The 19,675-nt window shown below is 38.5% G+C and carries 21 protein-coding genes; 17 read left to right on the top strand and 4 right to left on the bottom strand.

Annotated features, from left to right (window positions below):
- Nucleotides 1-72: 72 nt before the first annotated feature.
- Together ACPEEM_RS10160 and ACPEEM_RS10155 are read right to left on the bottom strand one after the other, a co-directional pair.
- Complete coding sequence (locus tag ACPEEM_RS10160; protein ID WP_424406898.1) at nucleotides 73-831, bottom strand: DeoR/GlpR family transcriptional regulator; 759 nt, start codon at nucleotides 829-831, stop codon at nucleotides 73-75.
- A 257-nt stretch (nucleotides 832-1,088) separates the two neighbouring features.
- Nucleotides 1,089-1,931 (bottom strand): YadA C-terminal domain-containing protein, encoded by an 843-nt coding sequence (locus ACPEEM_RS10155; protein ID WP_424406896.1) that lies wholly within the window; start codon nucleotides 1,929-1,931, stop codon nucleotides 1,089-1,091.
- A gap of 122 nt (nucleotides 1,932-2,053) precedes the next feature.
- On the opposite strand from ACPEEM_RS10155, the gene ACPEEM_RS10150 reads away from it, so the two are divergent.
- Nucleotides 2,054-2,365 (top strand): DUF5389 domain-containing protein, encoded by a 312-nt coding sequence (locus ACPEEM_RS10150; RefSeq protein ID WP_424406894.1) that lies wholly within the window; start codon nucleotides 2,054-2,056, stop codon nucleotides 2,363-2,365.
- Here the strand turns inward: ACPEEM_RS10150 and glpE are convergent.
- Together glpE and glpX are read right to left on the bottom strand one after the other, a co-directional pair.
- Entirely contained in the window at nucleotides 2,362-2,685 is a 324-nt protein-coding gene (gene glpE, locus ACPEEM_RS10145; protein WP_424405081.1) for a thiosulfate sulfurtransferase GlpE, read from the bottom strand. The two genes, ACPEEM_RS10150 and glpE, sit on opposite strands and share 4 nt — an antisense overlap.
- A gap of 185 nt (nucleotides 2,686-2,870) precedes the next feature.
- Nucleotides 2,871-3,884 (bottom strand): class II fructose-bisphosphatase, encoded by a 1,014-nt coding sequence (gene glpX / locus ACPEEM_RS10140; RefSeq protein ID WP_424401989.1) that lies wholly within the window; start codon nucleotides 3,882-3,884, stop codon nucleotides 2,871-2,873.
- 212 nt (nucleotides 3,885-4,096) lie between these two features.
- Here glpX and zapB point away from each other — a divergent pair, with 212 nt between their 5' ends.
- The 16 genes from zapB (at nucleotide 4,097) to atpD (ending at nucleotide 19,672) form a co-directional block, all read left to right on the top strand.
- A complete protein-coding gene (zapB, locus tag ACPEEM_RS10135; protein ID WP_424401988.1) occupies nucleotides 4,097-4,315 on the top strand; it encodes a cell division protein ZapB in 219 nt (72 codons plus the stop codon).
- A 54-nt stretch (nucleotides 4,316-4,369) separates the two neighbouring features.
- Nucleotides 4,370-4,813 carry an FMN-binding protein MioC gene (gene mioC / locus ACPEEM_RS10130; RefSeq protein ID WP_424404115.1) on the top strand — a complete coding sequence of 148 codons (444 nt, stop codon included), beginning with the start codon at nucleotides 4,370-4,372 and terminating at the stop codon, nucleotides 4,811-4,813.
- A 489-nt stretch (nucleotides 4,814-5,302) separates the two neighbouring features.
- Entirely contained in the window at nucleotides 5,303-7,192 is a 1,890-nt protein-coding gene (mnmG, locus tag ACPEEM_RS10125; protein ID WP_424401987.1) for a tRNA uridine-5-carboxymethylaminomethyl(34) synthesis enzyme MnmG, read from the top strand.
- Entirely contained in the window at nucleotides 7,192-7,839 is a 648-nt protein-coding gene (gene rsmG, locus ACPEEM_RS10120) for a 16S rRNA (guanine(527)-N(7))-methyltransferase RsmG (protein WP_424405077.1), read from the top strand. The genes mnmG and rsmG overlap by 1 nt, the downstream gene beginning before the upstream one ends.
- A 211-nt stretch (nucleotides 7,840-8,050) precedes the next feature.
- On the top strand, nucleotides 8,051-8,662 hold the full coding sequence (locus ACPEEM_RS10115; RefSeq protein ID WP_424405075.1) for a fimbrial protein: 612 nt from the start codon (nucleotides 8,051-8,053) through the stop codon (nucleotides 8,660-8,662).
- A gap of 200 nt (nucleotides 8,663-8,862) precedes the next feature.
- A complete protein-coding gene (locus ACPEEM_RS10110; RefSeq protein WP_424405073.1) occupies nucleotides 8,863-9,570 on the top strand; it encodes a fimbrial biogenesis chaperone in 708 nt (235 codons plus the stop codon).
- A 14-nt stretch (nucleotides 9,571-9,584) separates the two neighbouring features.
- The gene (locus ACPEEM_RS10105) at nucleotides 9,585-12,104 is read left to right on the top strand and encodes a fimbria/pilus outer membrane usher protein (protein ID WP_424401983.1); all 2,520 of its coding nucleotides are present in this window, start codon (nucleotides 9,585-9,587) and stop codon (nucleotides 12,102-12,104) included.
- Nucleotides 12,105-12,117: 13 nt separating this feature from the next.
- Nucleotides 12,118-13,023, top strand: a complete 906-nt coding sequence (locus tag ACPEEM_RS10100; RefSeq protein WP_424401982.1) for a fimbrial protein — start codon at nucleotides 12,118-12,120, stop codon at nucleotides 13,021-13,023.
- A 180-nt stretch (nucleotides 13,024-13,203) separates the two neighbouring features.
- The gene (locus ACPEEM_RS10095) at nucleotides 13,204-13,593 is read left to right on the top strand and encodes an ATP synthase subunit I (protein WP_424401981.1); all 390 of its coding nucleotides are present in this window, start codon (nucleotides 13,204-13,206) and stop codon (nucleotides 13,591-13,593) included.
- Nucleotides 13,594-13,624: 31 nt separating this feature from the next.
- Complete coding sequence (gene atpB / locus ACPEEM_RS10090; protein ID WP_424406892.1) at nucleotides 13,625-14,419, top strand: F0F1 ATP synthase subunit A; 795 nt, start codon at nucleotides 13,625-13,627, stop codon at nucleotides 14,417-14,419.
- 56 nt (nucleotides 14,420-14,475) lie between these two features.
- Nucleotides 14,476-14,730: a F0F1 ATP synthase subunit C gene (gene atpE / locus ACPEEM_RS10085; RefSeq protein ID WP_424401979.1), complete on the top strand. Its 255-nt coding sequence runs from the start codon at nucleotides 14,476-14,478 to the stop codon at nucleotides 14,728-14,730.
- Between the two features lie 83 nt (nucleotides 14,731-14,813).
- Complete coding sequence (gene atpF, locus ACPEEM_RS10080; protein ID WP_424406890.1) at nucleotides 14,814-15,284, top strand: F0F1 ATP synthase subunit B; 471 nt, start codon at nucleotides 14,814-14,816, stop codon at nucleotides 15,282-15,284.
- Nucleotides 15,285-15,297: 13 nt separating this feature from the next.
- Nucleotides 15,298-15,831: a F0F1 ATP synthase subunit delta gene (atpH, locus tag ACPEEM_RS10075; protein WP_424401977.1), complete on the top strand. Its 534-nt coding sequence runs from the start codon at nucleotides 15,298-15,300 to the stop codon at nucleotides 15,829-15,831.
- Nucleotides 15,832-15,843: 12 nt separating this feature from the next.
- The gene (gene atpA, locus ACPEEM_RS10070) at nucleotides 15,844-17,385 is read left to right on the top strand and encodes a F0F1 ATP synthase subunit alpha (RefSeq protein WP_424401976.1); all 1,542 of its coding nucleotides are present in this window, start codon (nucleotides 15,844-15,846) and stop codon (nucleotides 17,383-17,385) included.
- A gap of 26 nt (nucleotides 17,386-17,411) precedes the next feature.
- Nucleotides 17,412-18,281: a F0F1 ATP synthase subunit gamma gene (gene atpG, locus ACPEEM_RS10065; RefSeq protein ID WP_424401975.1), complete on the top strand. Its 870-nt coding sequence runs from the start codon at nucleotides 17,412-17,414 to the stop codon at nucleotides 18,279-18,281.
- A gap of 17 nt (nucleotides 18,282-18,298) precedes the next feature.
- Nucleotides 18,299-19,672 (top strand): F0F1 ATP synthase subunit beta, encoded by a 1,374-nt coding sequence (gene atpD / locus ACPEEM_RS10060; protein WP_424401974.1) that lies wholly within the window; start codon nucleotides 18,299-18,301, stop codon nucleotides 19,670-19,672.
- Nucleotides 19,673-19,675: the final 3 nt, after the last annotated feature.

Here is a 19,675-nt window from a genome sequence, read left to right as displayed (position 1 = left end):
TTGAATAAAGAGAATCGTAAATAAAGAGAATAAAGACGGCTTCACTTGCCGTCTTTCTTTACCTCAACGCCTTTATTCACAAATATGCAAATGAACATGGTGGGCTTTTAAAATATCTAAGATAGGTTCAGGTGGCGGGGCATCCACCACCACATGATCCACATCATTAATCGGGCCTAAACGTACCATCGCTCGACGAGAAAATTTTGAATGATCGGTAACCAAAAAGGTTTCTCTTGAGCTTTCCATGATTGCCCGTTTCACTTGCACTTCATGATAATCATAATCTAGCATTGAACCGTCTAAATCGACGCTACTAATGCCTAAAATGCCAAAATCCAAACGGAATTGCGAAATAAACGCCACGGTGGCTTCCCCAATAATGCCACCATCTTGGCGTAGTGATCCCCCTGCCAAAATAATTTCAAAGGATTCATTCTGCTTCAGAATATACGCCGCATTAATATTATTGGTGACAATACGTAATTTTCGGTGATGCAATAAGGCATTGGCGACCGCTTCGGGCGTTGTGCCAATATCAATAAATAAGGACGCCCCATCTGGAATAAGGCTCGCCACTTTTTGTGCAATACAATTTTTGCCTTTTAAAAAAAAGTGTTTACGTTCGGCATAATCACTATTTTCAGCACTGGATGGTGAGGCTGCTCCACCATGATGACGACGAATAAGATTTTTTTCAGCCAATTCATTTAAATCTCGGCGAATCGTTGGGGGGCTGACATCTAACAAGGTAACGAGTTCTTCCGTGCTGACATAGCCTTTTTGGCTCACTAACTGAATGATTTTTTGATGACGAATAGATTGTTTCATGTTGTGTGCTTTATTTTTGTGGAAAATACCGCCGTATTCTAGGGTATTTTTGGGTTTAGATCATCTGTTTACTTGTGGTTTTCCTTCAGGCTAAAAGAGGACTTTTCCCCTCTAAAAGAAACGAAAAAAGCCCAATTTAGCCCATTTATCTCCCTTAGGAAAGGGATCAGGCAGGCGATAAAGTGCGGGGCATTTTAAAAAAATATTAAGGGCAATCCTCACGATTGCCCTGTTTTTTTATGCCCAAAAAGTGCGATTTACCAAGCAAAATTAATCGCCGTATTGTAAGTAACTCGGCTGTTTGGGCTAAAGGCAACCCCTGCACGGGTGGCAATATGACGATTAAAACGGTATCCCATTCCCATGGCTAATGCCATATGCCGATGGTATCCCCCTAATGCGGCAGTAAAATTGATAATATTTTTTTCATCTGGCTGAAATAAACCACTTAATGCCGCTTGTGTGGCTAGCCCTGCATTAAACTTTTTATCTAATTTTGCGACCTCAACATGTAATGCATTAAGTTTGTTATTCATTTGTTTGATTAAATTCGGATTGTCTAATTGCAATCTCGTGGAAAGTGAAGAGGCAGTGAGTGAGGCAGGTTGAATATGAGGTGGCTGAACGGTTAGAGGCGGTGCAGCCATTTCATCTGTGGTATAAAGAGCCAGTTCATTTAAATTTTCACGATTTTCTGTAATTCTAGATTCATGATTGGCTAATCGAGAAGACATATTATTTAAGTTATACTCAATGCCTTCAAAGGTGTCCCCAATATCAATTGCCATATCTTCCACTTTGTTATGCAATAAATACATGGAATGAATGAGATCTCGCGTATACTGATTGAGCAACTGAAGTTTTTCAGACTCTTTATATTGATCAAACTGATCTAACTCACCATAAATATTGGGTTTGGCTATTGAACCATAAGGTTCACAATAAGGTGTTTTTTTGCAAAAATCATCCGGCATCGGTTGACTGATTGATGCATAATCATCTAGATTGATCAAAGGATCATGATGATCGGTCGGGGCAGCAAAAAGTGAGCCAGAAATGAAAAGACAAGAGAAAAGAACGGGTTTTGAAAATTTCATCATCGGTATATCCAATATCAAAGCGTAATTACATTTAGCATACTCACAACAACTTGTTGTGACGGATAATGGTAACATTTTTGGATAAAATCGTTTTACAGATTCATACGTAATAAGAGGGAAAAATGAACAAACACACCTTACCAAGTGGATTTAGTGGCTTTAGTTGGGCAATTGCACTCTTTTGTTTGCCTATTTTATTGTGGCCACTGGCATTAACCATCTCACCGAACCTTCTGAAAAATCCGAATTTAAGCGAAACACAACAAACGCTAATGTCCATTTTTCTGTGGATTTACCCGTTCTGTTTGGGTATTGTGGCTCGTATTCTTTATCAATTACATCAGAAAAAAACCGCCTTGGCTCGCTATTTATTAGCGGCAAGTGCGGTCGTTTTCTATGCTATTTTGTGCTATGTCGTCACGGGATTTCATTAACCCGTGACTTCAACGGGTAACCCTTCTCTTTCCCAAGCTTCAAAGCCACCTGTTATGCTATAAACTTGCGTATAACCTTGCTCGATTAAATACATCGCCGCCCCTCGGCTACTTACGCCATGATAGCAAAGTACTAAAATAGGGTGATCATCGTCATGTGCCACTTCAAATTGACCATAACTCTCATTGCTGAGATGAAATGCCCCTTTCGGATGTGAATGGGAAAAATGCAATGCGTTGCGAATATCAACCAATGTCGCCCCCTGCTCTTGCATTAATTTAAAGGCGTGTTTAGGAGAAATTTCAGAAAATTGAGCCATAATGAATCTATATTTGATGAAAAGTGGCTCAATATAACACTTTCAATCATGAAAGCAAAATAGACTTTTTCATTAAAAGTTTGGCTTACCACCTATCGATCTCGTGGCATATTCCCGTAAAACTTTTTCAAAATTGACCGCACTTTGGCGAAATAAAAAAGCCTGCAATTAAGCAGGCTGAATAATTAAGCACCAATAATGCGATATAACGCCGTGTCTTTACGATCTAAATAATGCACAGACTGAATACGACGAATGGTACGAGAGCGACCACGAATTAATAAGGTTTCTGTGGTGGCAAGATTGCCTTTACGGTGAATTCCTTTTAACAAGTCGCCATTGGTGATCCCCGTTGCCGAAAAGACCAAATTATCATCACGTACTAATTCTTCTAGTTTAAGCACTTGATTAACTTCTACGCCCATTTCATGACAGCGACGAATTTCCTCATTGGCAATGGCTTGATTTTCAGGACAATCCCCTTTCACTTGATTTCGTGGCAATAAACGGGCTTGCATTTCACCACCTAATGCACGCACTGCGGCGGCGGCAATCACACCTTCAGGGGCGCCACCAATGCCATAAAGCATATCCACGCCACCATCAGGCAAACAGCATAGCACCGATGCTGCCACATCCCCATCAGGAATGGCTAACACTTTGACACCAAGTTGTTGCATTTTCTTAATCACGTCATGATGACGAGGTTTATCTAAGGTAATCACCGTTAATTGTGATAATAATTTACCCATTTTTGAAGCCACACGGCGAAGATTTTGCTCAAGCGGCAAATTAAGATCCACCATGCCTTTTGCTTCAGGCCCCACCACCAATTTTTCCATATACATATCAGGTGCTTTTAAGAAAGTGTCTTTACCGCCTGCTGCTAGCACAGATAAGGCGTTGGCTTGCCCCATAGCCGTCATTCTGGTGCCTTCAATGGGATCCACGGCAATGGAAACCTGTTCACCTTTCCCCGTTCCCACTTTCTCCCCAATATAAAGCATTGGGGCTTCATCAATTTCCCCTTCACCAATCACCACTTCGGCATCCATGTCCACTTGATTTAACATCAAACGCATTGCCTGTACAGCCGCATTATCTGCTGCCGCTTTATCACCACGACCTAACCAAGCAAAACCTGCCAGTGCGGCTGCTTCAGTGACTCTTGAAAATTCAATCGCTAATGCTCTATTCATTTTATTATCCTTTGCTTTGGTTGATGAAAATTCGGCGTTATTCTAGCACCTAGCAAACGGTTGCGTAACGAAAAAATACAAAAATAAGAATAATTTTTTCGAACAGTTTTACAAATTATGCTAAGGTTACAGCGAAATCATCTTCATCTGTTTAACATCAAAGTTAACTAGAGTAGAATAGACAAACTTATTACATTGTAGAGGAATCCTTTATGTCTTTAGAAATTTTAGATCAACTCGAAGAAAAAATTAAACAAGCGGTTGAAACCATTCAATTGCTTCAATTAGAAATTGATGAACTAAAAGAAAAAAACACGCAATCACAACAAGCTTATGATGCATTACGCAATGAAAATGAACAGCTAAAGAGTGAACACCAAAACTGGCAAGAGCGTTTACGTTCATTATTAGGCAAAATTGACAACGTATAATACGTATTTTTCCGAAGGCTTAGTATTTTCTAAGCCTTCTTTTTTGGAGGAATGATGAAAACAAAAATTTGTATAATCACAGGCAGCACGCTTGGTGGAGCAGAATATGTCGCTGAACATCTTGCCGACATTTTAGCCGAACAAGATTACCCTGTTCGCCTAGAACATGGGCCAAGTTTTGAAGAAGTGATGGCGGAAAAATGTTGGTTGGTGGTTACCTCAACTCATGGTGCGGGCGAATTGCCTGATAACATCAAACCCTTATTTGAAAAATTGGCGTTCCATTCCAGCCCACTGGCGGATTTACGCTTTGCGGTGATCGGGTTAGGAAATTCCGATTATGATACATTTTGTCAAGCCGTCGATCATGTGGAGCAATTATTGTTAGGTAAAGATGCGTTACAGGTTTGTGAATCCTTGAGAATGGATATGCTCAATGTAACTGATCCTGAACAAACAGCGGAAGAATGGCTTCCTCAATTTCTCAGCAAATTATAATTTATCTCTTCCAATGCAATGGTATATCTGATCAGATATGCCATTTTTTATGCCTATTATGTACAGGATTTCAGCAATCAACTTCCCGATCTTATTGTGGATAACTTAGATCTAAACTGTATAAAACCTGTTTTTATACCCTGAATAAGATTGTTTCTTTTTTAACCTGTGGATAACTAAGCGGATTATACACAGTTTTTTTGACGCTTTAGCTTATGATCTTCACAACAATAAAAATGATCTAACCTCTTCATTTTCAATAAGAAAAGGATCTTAATCACAGATCTCGTGGATCTTAATAATCATAATAATAAGATCACTTTATATAAAAAGATCTTATCTTTATTAGCCACCGATCTTTTCCAAGATCATCGCCCAACCTTGAGCAAAAATGTTGCTTTCATGGATCTGCAAATTTCAGTAGAATAGCCAACCAGCAAAAAGGGATCAAAGGATCCCTGAAATTCGAGATAAATTGAAAAGGTTATTATGTTTTATACTGAAAATTATGATGTCATCGTGATCGGGGGTGGACACGCGGGTACAGAAGCAGCACTTGCCCCTGCTCGTATGGGGTTAAAAACCCTGTTATTAACCCATAATGTGGACACTTTAGGACAAATGTCTTGCAATCCAGCCATTGGGGGCATTGGAAAAGGGCATTTAGTGCGAGAAATTGATGCCATGGGTGGATTAATGGCAACGGCTGCAGACCAAGCAGGGATCCAATTTCGCACCCTAAACAGCAGCAAAGGTCCTGCGGTTCGTGCCACGCGTGCACAAGCCGACCGTGTGTTATATCGTCAAGCGGTTCGCATTGCCTTAGAAAATCAACCGAATTTAGATATTTTCCAACAAGAAGTAACCGATATTCTTTTAGAGCAAGATCGTGTTTCAGGTGTGGTTACCAAAATGGGCTTAAAATTCCGAGCAAAAGCCGTGATCTTAACCGCAGGCACCTTCCTGTCTGGCAAGATCCATATTGGTTTAGAAAATTACACAGGGGGACGTGCAGGGGATCCCGCTTCTGTGATGTTAGCCGATCGTTTACGTGATCTTAATTTACGCGTGGATCGCCTAAAAACAGGCACACCACCACGCATTGATGCACGCACCATTGATTTTTCTGTATTAGCCAAACAACATGGCGATGAAAAATTACCCGTGTTTTCTTTTATGGGATCCGTAGATCAACACCCACGCCAGATCCCTTGCTTTATCACGCATACTAACGAACAAACCCACGAAGTGATCCGCAATAACTTAGATCGTAGCCCAATGTATGCTGGGATCATTGAAGGGATCGGCCCACGTTACTGCCCGTCCATTGAAGATAAAGTGATGCGTTTTTCAGAGCGTAATTCACACCAAATTTATCTTGAACCTGAAGGCTTAACCAGCAATGAGATCTATCCAAATGGGATCTCCACCAGCTTGCCTTTCGATGTACAAATGAAGATCGTCAATTCCATGAAAGGCATGGAAAAAGCCCGCATTGTCAAACCAGGTTATGCCATTGAGTACGATTATTTTGATCCAAGAGATCTCAAACCAACGTTAGAAACCAAATCCATTTCAGGATTATTCTTTGCGGGTCAAATTAACGGCACTACAGGTTACGAAGAAGCCGCCGCACAAGGCTTATTGGCAGGGATCAACGCAGGTTTATTGGTGCAAGAAAAAGAGGCGTGGTATCCACGTCGAGATCAAGCTTACATTGGCGTATTGGTTGATGATCTTTGTACCTTGGGCACCAAAGAGCCATACCGTGTGTTTACCTCTCGTGCTGAATATCGTCTATTGTTGCGTGAAGACAATGCCGATAGCCGTTTAACGCCAATTGCCCACCAATTAGGCTTAATTGATGAAAAACGCTGGGCGAGATTTAATCAAAAAATGGAAAACATCGAATTAGAAAGACAGCGTTTACGTCAAATTTGGTTGCACCCACGTTCAGAGCACCTTGAAGAAGCCAATAAAGTGTTAGGCAGTCCATTAGTGCGTGAAGCCAATGGAGAAGATTTATTACGTCGTCCTGAAATCAATTACGCCATTTTGACCTCGTTAACCCCATTCCAACCTGCAATGGCAGATAAAGAAGCGGTAGAACAAGTGGAAATTGCCATTAAATACCAAGGTTATATTGAGCATCAACAAGAAGAAATCGAACGTCAAAAACGCCACGAAAACACCGCTATTCCTGCTCATTTTGATTATGCCGCCGTGGCAGGATTATCCAATGAAGTGCGGTCTAAATTAGAGCAACATCGCCCTGTTTCCATTGGACAAGCTTCACGTATTTCAGGAGTAACCCCAGCGGCAATTTCCATTTTATTAGTGAATTTGAAAAAACAAGGTATGCTAAAGCGTGGTGAATAATGTCTAATCTTGAACAGCAGCTTAACCTAAAATTAAATACTTTATTAAAACAAACCGCACTTTCTATTACCGATCAACAAAAAGTTCAGTTAGTGAAATTGGTTTTGTTATTACATAAATGGAATAAAGCCTATAACCTCACCTCCGTGCGAGATCCTATGGATATGCTCGTCAAACACATTTTAGATAGCCTTGTGGTTAGCCCTTATTTAGAAGGGGAACGCTTTATTGATGTGGGCACAGGGCCGGGTTTACCGGGCTTACCTTTGGCAATTATTAATCCCAATAAACATTTTATTTTATTAGACAGTTTAGGGAAACGCATTAGCTTTATTCGGAATGCCATTCGTGAATTAGAATTAAATAATGTAGAAGCGGTATTAAGCCGTGTTGAAAATTATCAGCCAGAACAATTTTTTGATGGTGTATTAAGTCGAGCCTTTGCTTCATTAAAAGATATGGCTGACTGGTGTCAGCATTTAATTAATAAAGAAGGACACTTTTATGCGTTAAAAGGAATATATCATCAGGATGAAGTTAATCAGCTTGAAAATAGTTTTTCCATCAAACAAATTTATCAATTAAATGTACCAGAATTGATAGGTGAAAGGCATTTAATTATTTTAAATAAAAACGTTTACACATAAAAAAAGTATGCCTTTATACCGTAAAAATCATTTAACTTATTGAAATTTAACAGATCATGATCACATATAGCCTGAGGTGTTAATTTTATTTTAAAAAGTGATTTATTTTTGTTTTCATATTGAATAATATATAACCCGTTTTAGGTGGTTGGTAAGACCAGTTTAAAACGGGTTTTTATATATAGGATTATTTTATATTAAGGATAAAAATATGAAAAAGTTACTTATTGCATTAAGCATGGCAGCATTATTTAGCGGCTCAGCATTAGCGGATAGCGATGTTTCTCTTGAAGTTAGCGATGTTTCGGATTTAGAGAGAACAGCTATCACTACTTCAGAAATTAATTTTTTGGGTGAGGTAGCTCAACATACTTGTAGTATTGTTAAAAAAGGTGCAAAAAATCAATTAGTTACTTTACCTAAAGTATTGGTTGATAAATTAAATGAGAATAAATCAGGAACTGGAAATACTAGCTTCGATATTGATTTAGAGAACTGTACTTATTTTAATGGTCAAAATGTGACTATTCTATTTGAACCTAAATCTGGTAGTGTAGAAAATAATTTATTAAAAAATACAGCTTCTGAAGAATATAAAGCTAATAATGTTTTTATTAAATTAACTCAAGATTCAAGAGATATTTTATTATCTGGTTCAGATGCTGATAGTCAAAATGTTCAGTCTATACCTCTTAAATCATCAGAAGAGGTTTCATCTAACCCTTATAAATTCTCTTTTACTGCTCAATATGTTGTTCAAGGTGGAGAGGCAACACCAGGTCTAGTTCAGGCAGTATTACCATTTAAAATTACTTACAAATAAATTATCAATCACTCCCCTATATTAGGGGAGTTTATTTTCTTTTTATCTTTATTTTTAAAACATTTTAAAAAAACACCGCACTTTTGTGAGGTTGAGTTTATTTGGCTTATATTTAGTAGGGTATTAACCTACGCTTTTTCATATTTATTTGACTTTCCTTTGGGGAAATACTTTGTTTTTTTATTTTTAAGGAAAATGCTATGCTGAAATGGTTATTCGGATTTTTTATTTTATATTTTACTGCAAGTAGTCAAGCAAACGTTGTTATCTTAGGTACAAGGATTGTGTATCCGCAAGATAAGAAAAATATCTCTATTCAACTGGAAAATAATGGTGATCGTCCAGCCCTTGTTCAAGCATGGCTTGATGATGGGCGTACTAATGTAGATCCTAGCACCATTAAATTACCTTTCATTATTACACCGCCAGTCTCACGTATGGAAGCCAAATCACAACAAGTGTTGCGTATTCGCTATACAGGGGAGGCATTAGCACAGGATCGTGAAAGCCTGTTTTATTTCAACTTATTTGATATTCCGCCAAAACCGAGCAAAAAAGAATTGGATAAAAATCCGAACTATTTGCAGTTTGCGGTAAACAATCGCTTAAAATTCTTCTTTCGTCCCACCTCTCTGCCTTATCCCGTCAGTGATGCTTACCAAAAAGTGCAATGGTCGGTTAATGGCAAAAAATTGGTGGTAAAAAACCCAACACCTTACCATATCACCTATTTAGAGATTGAATTAAAACAAGGTAAGAAAGTGTATAAAGTGAAAAATGCTGATATGGTCGCTCCTTTTGCAGAAGCCCAATTTGATTTGGTGCAACCTGTTAAAGGAAAAGCCGATGTACATTGGCATGTCATTAATGATTACGGTGGAAAATTCTCAGGGCAATCAACGCTATAATTTAAGGAGTGGTAATGGATTCTACTCTTATGCAAAAATTGCAACAATTTAGACCGCACTTTCTCAGCTTGTTTGTTCTGTCTAGCCTGATGCCTTTTCAAACTTGGGCGGAAGTGTCTGATCTTTCTTCTCAAGATGAGGGCATTGAATTTGATTCTCGGTTTATGAATCAACTTGCTGGTCAACCTTTAGCGGAAGTAGAACGTTTCAAATATGGTAATCCGATTCCTTCAGGGGATTATCAAGCCGATGTGTATGTTAACCATATTCGTCGTGGGCAGATTTTATTAACCTTTGTTGATCGCGGGGAGAATGCAGAACCTATTTCAGGCTTGTGTTTAACCGAAGATCTTGAAGAAATTTTAGCATTAAAACCAAAAGCCATTGAGATTAAACAAAAGTCGGCTTGTATTAGTGCGGTGGAATCTATCCCGCAAGCGAAAATCAGTTTTAATGTGGCTGAACAAGCACTACAGGTGGTGATTCCGCAGGAATTACTGGTGAAACAGGCAAAAGGCTATATTTCACCAGCCCTTTGGCAATCAAGCGATCCCACGGCTTTTGTCCGTTATGATGCGAATCAATATATTTCTCGTTCTGGCGATTTTAAATCAAAAACATCTTCATTAAATATTTTAGCTGGCGTAAGCGTGGGCAGCTGGGCATTACGGCACCGTGGCTCACAAACTTGGTTTAATGAGACGTCCACCCGATATCGTCGAGATTACACCTATTTACAAACGGCGATTACCCCACTACATAGCCAATTAACCATGGGGGATTTTTATACCGATAATCAGTTGTTATCAGGTTTTTCATTGCGTGGAATAAAATTGGCGTCCGATCAGCGTATGTTGCCTGCTTCATTACGAGGCTATGCACCTTTAATTCGTGGTGTGGCAAATTCAAATGCCAAAGTCGTCGTAAAACAGAACGATTATATTATTTATGAAACCAATGTACCGGCAGGGGCATTTGTGATTGAGGATTTGTATCCAAACAGTTCTGCAGGTGAATTAGAAGTGGTGATTACGGAGTCTAACGGTGAGCAGCGTTCCTTTATTGTGCCTTTCGCCAGTGGGATTCAGTTAGTGCGTCCAGGTCAGTGGTTATACCGTGTGAATTTAGGGCGTTATCGTGAAGGTGAGAAATTATTTAAAGACGGGGTATTTCAAGGCGAAGCCCAATATGGCTTATTTAATGGTTTCACCGTAAACACTGCAGCGACCTTTGCCCCAAATTATGGGCTTGGTTTATTGGGTTTTTCTACCGAAACACCTCTCGGGCGGATTGCTTCCCATTTTTCTTTTTCAAAAGTGCGGTTGAAATCAGAAAAATATCAACAAGACTATACGAATAAAGCGGTAAATCTTCACTACAATGTGAAAATCCCTTATTTAAATAGTTATTTCGCCTTGTCTGCGTATCGTTATTTTTCGCCACATCATTATGATCTGCAAGATGTGATTTATGCCAATAATCAAATCAATCATCTTCGCCCAAGATCGGTGAAACAACGTTATTCGGTCTCGCTCAATCAAAATTTAGGGGATTCTTTGGGCAACCTGTATTTCTCTTTTAGTCATGCTTATTTTTGGCACAATCAGCGAGCACAGAAAGAGTATTACTTAGGTTACAGTAACGCCTATAAAAACCTGCAATATCAAGTCAGTTATGCGGAATCGAAATTAGCGGGGTCTGATCGTAAAGATAAGCGTTTTTATGTGAATCTTTCGCTTTCTTTCCCACAACATCGTTCACTGCCGAGAGTATCGGTCAATTACAGTAAACATAATCAGCAAGATTATTATGTCAGAACCTCGATAAATGGTGTATTAGGTCAAAATAACCAAGTGAATTATGGTTTGTCGAGTTCAAAACAAGGCAACTTGTCACATTATGCCGCTTATGCGGGTTATCAAGCCCCTTATGCCTTTATTAATCTGTCTATGAGTAAATCAAAAAACACGAAACAATATGGCATGGGAATGAGTGGTGCGGTGGTGGCTCACCCTTATGGTGTGACATTGGCAAATGATATTAGTGATACCTTTGCGGTGATTCATGCTAAAGGGGCAAAAGGGGCAAAAATTAATAATGCCAATAATGCGTATTTAGATTGGTTTGGCAATGGGATTGTGCCTTATGTGTCACCTTATGAAGTCAATTATGTCAGTATTGATCCCGAAAATTTAGAGGATGATGTGGAAATTTCAGCCACAGGGCGAGAAATTATTCCTCGTGCAAATAGCAGTATCGTGGTGAAATTTGACACACAATCAGGCGATGTGGCGATTTTTGATGTGAAATTAGCCGATGGAAGTCTCCCGCCTTTAGCCACTGAAGCCTTTAATTTACAAGGGCAAACCTTAGGTTATGTGGTGCAAGGTGGACGTTTATTTGTGCGTGGTATCGATAAAAAAGGCACCATTAAATTAGATTGGGGGGCAAGCGAGAATAATAAATGTCAGTTCGATTATCATTTAGATAAGGCGGATGGTGCGATTCATTCGGTAACTTGCTTGAAAAAATAAATAAGGACTAACAATGAAAAGTTTAGTGAAATTTTTATTATTTTTAGTCAGTATTTCTCATGTGGCTTGGGCAAATCTATCTCAATTGGATTTTACTTTTAGTTATCCTGTGAATATGTATTTTTACCAAGGAAAAATTCAGGGTAAAGTGTTTGAAACCCAAAGCCGACAACTTAATACGACAGAAAATCAACTTTCTTTTTTTCTTAATCAAACCTTTTCAGAAGATCAACTTATTGATTTTGCTAATGAAAAAATACTTAAAACACCTATTGATGGTTTAGGTTTGATCCTTTTTCTAGATGATAAAAACCTTTTAAGGTTGACAGAAGAACAAAGAAAGCAGATTCCTGTCATGAATCATCATGTCAGCGTAGGAGTAAAACTCATTAGCTATCATGATAAGGTGTCGATTGGGGCACTCACCTCCCCTGAGATTCCACTTGGCTATCTTATGGATGGGGAGCAACGCATTGATTTGATCGTGCAACCCATTCATGCCTTAGTCAAATCGAAATCTTGTGAAATTAATCCAAATAGTCTTCAGCAAACGGTAAATTTAAGAAAAATTGCTCAATCGGAGATTCCAACCAAAGGCAGTGAAGCCTTTGGCGGACATTTTCATCTAGGATTAACTTGCGATGAACATGTCACAGTTCATGCGGTGGTGAAAGATAATACCAATCCAACGAATGATACGGATATCTTAAGCCTTGATACATCGCTTTCCACTGCAAAAGGTGTGGGTATCCGATTATATAAAGCAGAACAGCGAATTCAGTTACAAAACCCCTTTGAATTTTCTCGTGATGAGCGTCATCCGAACGTGTTGTTTAGTGCAAAATATGTCAATACGGAGGGCGAGGTTAAAGCAGGAACGGTTAATGCAACAGCAGTTATTTCATTTTCGTATAAATAATGTTGTTTTTGATAACAAAATATAAATTTTATCGTAAAATAAATGTTGCAACATTGTTAAAAATCCTTAGTTTTTGTTACAATGGGAATTAAGTGACGCTATTTATTCCAATAGATGGTTGAATAAAGCTCATAGTAACGTATAATTAATGATTGTCAGTTCACTAATTTAAGGTTTGATATGTCGGCTGTATTAAAACAAGGTAAAAAGATATATCAAAAAGCAATAATTAGCGAAGCGTTGCTTTTTATTTTATTATCAATAATAACAATAGTTTATGATTTTGATGCGGGCGTTTCTGTTTCTCTAGGATTTGTTTGTGGGTTTCTGCCGCAATGTTTTTTCATCTTTTTTGTTCTGTTTCGTAGAGAATCTCAACCAATAGCCAATAAAATGACCGCACTGTATTACGGTGAAGCATTCAAGATAGCACTAACTATCGTATTATTTATAGCAGTATTTACCACCTATAAAAAAATAGATTATGTTTTTTTTATAGGTTATTTTTTGGCTATTTTCTTTAATAATATTTTTCCTATATGTTTAAAGATCAAAGCCGAGAAAAGTTAAAAAATTTATTTTAATTTTAATAGGATCCATTATGGCAGCAGAACTTACAACAGCTGGATATATTAGCCATCACTTATCATTCCTGACAACGGGTGATTCTTTTTGGCATGTCCATTTAGATACACTTTTCTTTTCTATCCTTTCTGGCGTAATCTTTCTTTTCATTTTTTCTAGAGTCGCTAAAAAAGCCACCTCAGGCGTGCCAAGTAAAATGCAATGTTTCGTTGAAATTATGGTCGACTGGGTTGATGGCATTGTAAAAGAAAACTTTCACGGTCCACGAAACACCGTTGGTCCATTAGCCTTAACGATTTTCTGCTGGGTATTCATTATGAATGCCATCGATTTGATTCCTGTGGATTTTCTTCCTCAGCTTGCACATTTGTTGGGCGTTGAATATTTAAGAGCCGTACCTACCGCAGATATCAGTGGAACATTAGGTTTATCAATCGGTGTTTTCTTCTTAATTATTTTCTATACGATTAAATCAAAAGGTATTGGCGGATTTGTTAAAGAATATACGCTTCACCCTTTTAATCATCCCTTGTTAATTCCTGTTAACTTAGCACTTGAGTCTGTTACATTGTTAGCAAAACCTGTTTCGTTGGCATTCCGTCTTTTCGGTAATATGTATGCGGGCGAACTTATCTTTATTCTTATTGCAGTGATGTATATGGCGAATAATTTTGCACTTAACTCAATGGGTATTTTCATGCATTTGGCTTGGGCTATCTTCCATATTCTTGTGATTACCTTACAAGCATTCATTTTTATGATGCTAACGGTGGTTTACTTAAGTATGGGTTATAACAAAGCGGAACACTAATTTTTTATAAACAAAACCAGACCTTCGGTCTAAATTTCAATCTTATGGAGAACATTATGGAAACTGTAATTACTACAACAATCATCGCATCTGCAATCCTTCTTGCTGTGGCGGCATTAGGTACTGCGTTAGGTTTTGCTATCTTAGGTGGTAAATTTTTAGAGTCATCAGCTCGTCAACCTGAATTAGCCAGCAGCTTACAAATCAAAATGTTTATCGTTGCAGGTCTTTTAGATGCGATTTCAATGATTGCTGTAGGTATTGCGTTGCTATTTATCTTTGCTAACCCATTCATCGGCTTATTACAATAATTATTGTTTTGCGAATCGGTGCAAATCATTACTCAACGGCACTGTTGAGTAATAGAAACAATAATTATTAAGGAGGAGTGGTTGTGAATTTAAATGCAACACTAATTGGTCAGCTTATTGCATTCGCAATCTTTGTTGCGTTTTGTATGAAATTTGTTTGGCCACCAATTATTAAAGCAATTGAAGAACGTCAACGTGCAATTGCAAATGCGTTAGCATCTGCTGAGGCTGCCAGAAAAGAGCAAGCGGATACAAAAGCGTTAGTGGAACAAGAAATCACTGAAGCGAAAATGCAAGCGCAACAAATTATTGATTTAGCCAATAAACGCCGCAATGAAATTTTAGAAGAAGTAAAAGCGGAAGCTGAAGCAACAAGAACGAAAATTATTGAGCAAGGTTATGCAGAAGTGGAAGCTGAGCGTAAACGTGTGCAAGAAGAATTACGTGTTAAAGTTGCATCGCTTGCTATTGCTGGTGCTGAGAAAATTGTGGGTCGCACGGTGGATGAAGCGGCAAACAATGACATTATTGATAAATTAGTTGCAGAACTATAAGAAGGTTGGGCTTATGTCAGAATTAACTACAATAGCTCGCCCTTATGCCAAAGCAGCATTTGATTTTGCTATTGAGCAAAGTGCGGTAGAAAAATGGGAAAATATGCTACATTTTTCATCTGAAGTCATCAAAGATGAGAAAGTTCAAGCGTTTTTACAAAGCTCTCTTTCTACAAATAAACTTGCTGATGCAATCATTTCAATCTGTGGCGAACAACTTGATCAATATGGGCAAAATCTTATTCGGTTAATGGCTGAAAATAAGCGTTTGAAAGTACTTCCTACGGTTTATCAAGAATTTCAACGTTACGTTGAAGAACATAATAAGATTGCGGAAGTTCATGTCATATCAGCTCAACCATTAAATGCAACGCAATCGCAAAAAATTGCAGCAGCAATGGAAAAAAGATTAGCTCGTAAAGTTAAATTAAATTGTAGCTTAGATAGCTCACTGATCGCAGGGGTTATTATTCGTACAGATGACTTTGTTATCGATGGAAGTAGTCGTGGACAACTGACTCGTCTAGCAAATGAGCTGCAATTATAAGAGGAACAAAAGATGCAACTAAATTCTACAGAAATTAGTGAATTGATTAAAAAACGCATTGCCCAATTTGATGTAATTAGTGAAGCACGTAATACTGGGACAATCGTTTCTGTGAGTGACGGTATTATCCGTATTCATGGTTTAAGTGAAGTAATGCAAGGGGAAATGATTGCATTACCAGGTAATCGCTATGCGATGGCACTTAATCTTGAGAGAGATTCTGTGGGTGCCGTTGTGATGGGACCTTATGCCGATCTTGCAGAAGGTATGGAAGTGCAATGTACAGGTCGTATCCTTGAAGTGCCTGTGGGTCGTGGTTTATTAGGTCGTGTCGTGAACACGCTAGGTGAGCCAATTGATGGGAAAGGTGAGATTGAACATGATGGATTCTCACCTGTTGAAGTGATTGCACCAGGGGTAATTGATCGTAAATCCGTTGATCAACCTGTGCAAACTGGCTATAAAGCCGTTGACTCCATGGTTCCAATCGGTCGTGGTCAACGTGAGTTGATTATCGGTGACCGTCAAACAGGTAAAACTGCATTAGCCATTGATGCGATTATCAATCAACGTGATTCAGGTATTAAATGTATCTATGTGGCTATCGGTCAAAAAGCGTCTACGATTGCAAACGTTGTGCGTAAATTGGAAGAACATGGTGCATTAAAAAATACCATTGTTGTGGTGGCATCAGCCTCTGAATCCGCAGCGTTACAATATTTAGCTCCGTATGCAGGTTGTGCAATGGGTGAATATTTCCGTGATCGTGGTGAAGATGCATTAATCGTTTATGATGATTTATCTAAACAAGCGGTTGCTTATCGTCAAATTTCTTTATTATTACGTCGTCCGCCTGGTCGTGAAGCCTTCCCTGGTGATGTTTTCTATCTTCACTCTCGTTTACTTGAACGTGCATCACGTGTAAATGAAGAATATGTAGAGCGTTTCACCCAAGGTGAAGTGAAAGGAAAAACGGGTTCTTTAACCGCACTTCCAATTATTGAAACCCAAGCTGGAGACGTTTCTGCATTCGTTCCAACTAACGTGATTTCGATTACTGATGGTCAGATTTTCTTAGAATCTAACTTATTTAACTCGGGTATTCGTCCAGCGGTTAACCCAGGTATTTCGGTATCTCGTGTAGGGGGTTCTGCACAAACTAAAGTGGTTAAAAAATTAGCGGGTGGTATTCGTACCGCACTTGCTCAATACCGTGAATTAGCCGCATTTGCTCAATTTGCTTCAGATCTTGATGATGCTACGCGTAAGCAATTATCACATGGTCAAAAAGTTACTGAATTATTGAAACAAAAACAATATTCTCCATTATCCGTCGCACAACAAGCATTAGTGCTATTTGCGGTAGAATTTGGTTACTTAGATGAAGTGGAATTAGATCGTATTGGTTCCTTTGAATCAGCACTTTTAGAGTATGCTAACCATAACTACGCTGACTTTATGCGTGAATTAACCCAATCTGGCAACTACAATGATGATATTAAGGATTCATTAAAAGCTATTTTGGATAGTTTTAAAGCAAACAGTACGTGGTAAGTTAACACTTTAAATGGAGAGACAAAATGGCAGGTGCTAAAGAGATAAGAACCAAAATCGCAAGTGTAAAAAGTACACAGAAAATTACGAAAGCGATGGAAATGGTTGCTGCCTCGAAAATGCGTAAAACGCAAGAACGTATGTCTTCTTCACGTCCTTATTCTGAAACAATACGTAACGTGATTAGCCATGTTTCAAAGGCAACGATCGGTTATAAACATCCATTTTTGGTGGATCGTGAAATAAAAAATGTGGGCATTATTTTAGTGTCCACAGACCGTGGTCTTTGTGGCGGATTAAACGTTAACTTGTTTAAAACTGTATTAAATGAAATGAAAGAATGGAAAGAAAAATCCATTTCCGTTCAGTTAAGTTTAATTGGTTCTAAATCTATCAACTTTTTCCAATCCATGGGTGTGAAAATTTTAACCCAAGATTCAGGTATCGGTGATACGCCTTCTGTTGAGCATTTGATCGGTTCGGTGAACTCAATGATTGATGCTTATAAGAAAGGGGATGTGGATGTTGTGTATTTAGTTTACAACAAATTTATTAACACAATGTCGCAAAAACCGGTACTGGAAAAATTAATTCCATTACCAGAATTAGATAATGATGAATTAGGCGAAAGAAAACAAGTTTGGGATTATATTTACGAACCCGATGCGAAAGTATTATTAGATAATTTATTGGTTCGTTATTTAGAATCTCAGGTTTATCAAGCAGCAGTTGAAAATCTGGCTTCTGAGCAAGCTGCTCGAATGGTTGCAATGAAAGCAGCAACAGATAATGCGGGTAACTTAATTAATGAGTTACAGTTAGTCTATAACAAAGCTCGTCAAGCAAGTATTACAAATGAATTAAATGAAATTGTTGCGGGTGCAGCAGCAATTTAACAAATAGAGGATCGGTAATGGCAACTGGAAAAATTGTACAAATCATCGGTGCGGTTATTGACGTTGAATTCCCACAAGATGCAGTACCAAAAGTATATGATGCCTTAAATGTTGAAACAGGTTTAGTGCTTGAAGTTCAACAACAATTAGGTGGTGGTGTAGTTCGCTGTATCGCAATGGGATCATCTGATGGATTAAAACGCGGTTTAGGCGTCACTAACACAAATAGCCCAATTTCTGTTCCTGTTGGAACTAAAACATTGGGTCGTATTATGAATGTATTGGGTGAACCAATTGATGAACAAGGCCCAATTGGTGCAGAAGAAAATTGGTCTATCCATCGTGCTCCACCAAGCTATGAAGAACAATCTAACAGTACTGAACTTTTAGAAACGGGGATTAAAGTGATTGACTTAGTTTGTCCGTTTGCGAAAGGGGGTAAAGTTGGTTTATTCGGTGGTGCGGGTGTAGGTAAAACCGTGAATATGATGGAATTAATTCGTAACATCGCCATTGAGCACTCAGGCTACTCTGTTTTTGCTGGGGTAGGTGAGCGTACGCGTGAAGGGAATGACTTCTATCATGAAATGAAAGATTCTAACGTATTAGATAAAGTATCACTTGTTTATGGTCAGATGAATGAGCCACCAGGTAACCGTCTACGTGTTGCGTTAACGGGTTTAACAATGGCTGAAAAATTCCGTGATGAAGGTCGTGATGTTTTATTCTTCGTAGATAATATTTATCGTTATACCCTTGCGGGGACAGAAGTTTCTGCGTTATTAGGTCGTATGCCATCTGCGGTAGGTTATCAACCAACCCTTGCAGAAGAAATGGGTGTACTTCAAGAGCGTATCACTTCAACGAAAACCGGTTCTATTACGTCTGTTCAAGCCGTTTACGTGCCTGCCGATGACTTAACTGACCCATCACCAGCAACAACCTTTGCTCACTTAGACTCAACGGTAGTATTAAGCCGTCAAATTGCGTCATTAGGTATTTATCCTGCGGTGGATCCATTAGAGTCAACCTCGCGTCAATTAGATCCATTAGTGGTGGGTGAAGAGCACTATTATGTGGCTCGTGGTGTACAAACGACATTACAACGTTATAAAGAATTGAAAGATATCATCGCAATTCTTGGTATGGATGAATTATCTGAAGAAGATAAATTAGTGGTTTCTCGTGCACGTAAGATTGAACGTTTCTTATCACAACCTTTCTTCGTTGCGGAAGTATTTAACAGCACCCCTGGTAAATATGTACCATTGAAAGAAACCATTCGTGGCTTCAAAGGTATTTTAGAAGGTGAATACGACCATATTCCAGAACAAGCGTTCTATATGGCGGGTACCATTGACGAAGTATTAGAAAAAGCGAAAAAATTATAATTG

Origin of the sequence: Pasteurella pantherarum, from assembly GCF_049670885.1 — a bacterium.
Taxonomy (GTDB): Bacteria; Pseudomonadota; Gammaproteobacteria; order Enterobacterales; family Pasteurellaceae; genus Pasteurella.
The sequence above is the reverse complement of the archived record's forward strand: the minus strand, read 5'-3'. Positions and strand labels throughout refer to the sequence as shown.

Coding starts and splice junctions, on each gene's coding strand:
- ACPEEM_RS10160 (WP_424406898.1), bottom strand. CDS start 831: ATGAAACAATCTATTCGTCATCAAAAAATCATTCAGTTAGTGAGCCAA.
- ACPEEM_RS10155 (WP_424406896.1), bottom strand. CDS start 1,931: ATGATGAAATTTTCAAAACCCGTTCTTTTCTCTTGTCTTTTCATTTCT.
- ACPEEM_RS10150 (WP_424406894.1), top strand. CDS start 2,054: ATGAACAAACACACCTTACCAAGTGGATTTAGTGGCTTTAGTTGGGCA.
- glpE (WP_424405081.1), bottom strand. CDS start 2,685: ATGGCTCAATTTTCTGAAATTTCTCCTAAACACGCCTTTAAATTAATG.
- glpX (WP_424401989.1), bottom strand. CDS start 3,884: ATGAATAGAGCATTAGCGATTGAATTTTCAAGAGTCACTGAAGCAGCC.
- zapB (WP_424401988.1), top strand. CDS start 4,097: ATGTCTTTAGAAATTTTAGATCAACTCGAAGAAAAAATTAAACAAGCG.
- mioC (WP_424404115.1), top strand. CDS start 4,370: ATGAAAACAAAAATTTGTATAATCACAGGCAGCACGCTTGGTGGAGCA.
- mnmG (WP_424401987.1), top strand. CDS start 5,303: ATGTTTTATACTGAAAATTATGATGTCATCGTGATCGGGGGTGGACAC.
- rsmG (WP_424405077.1), top strand. CDS start 7,192: ATGTCTAATCTTGAACAGCAGCTTAACCTAAAATTAAATACTTTATTA.
- ACPEEM_RS10115 (WP_424405075.1), top strand. CDS start 8,051: ATGAAAAAGTTACTTATTGCATTAAGCATGGCAGCATTATTTAGCGGC.
- ACPEEM_RS10110 (WP_424405073.1), top strand. CDS start 8,863: ATGCTGAAATGGTTATTCGGATTTTTTATTTTATATTTTACTGCAAGT.
- ACPEEM_RS10105 (WP_424401983.1), top strand. CDS start 9,585: ATGGATTCTACTCTTATGCAAAAATTGCAACAATTTAGACCGCACTTT.
- ACPEEM_RS10100 (WP_424401982.1), top strand. CDS start 12,118: ATGAAAAGTTTAGTGAAATTTTTATTATTTTTAGTCAGTATTTCTCAT.
- ACPEEM_RS10095 (WP_424401981.1), top strand. CDS start 13,204: ATGTCGGCTGTATTAAAACAAGGTAAAAAGATATATCAAAAAGCAATA.
- atpB (WP_424406892.1), top strand. CDS start 13,625: ATGGCAGCAGAACTTACAACAGCTGGATATATTAGCCATCACTTATCA.
- atpE (WP_424401979.1), top strand. CDS start 14,476: ATGGAAACTGTAATTACTACAACAATCATCGCATCTGCAATCCTTCTT.
- atpH (WP_424401977.1), top strand. CDS start 15,298: ATGTCAGAATTAACTACAATAGCTCGCCCTTATGCCAAAGCAGCATTT.
- atpA (WP_424401976.1), top strand. CDS start 15,844: ATGCAACTAAATTCTACAGAAATTAGTGAATTGATTAAAAAACGCATT.
- atpG (WP_424401975.1), top strand. CDS start 17,412: ATGGCAGGTGCTAAAGAGATAAGAACCAAAATCGCAAGTGTAAAAAGT.
- atpD (WP_424401974.1), top strand. CDS start 18,299: ATGGCAACTGGAAAAATTGTACAAATCATCGGTGCGGTTATTGACGTT.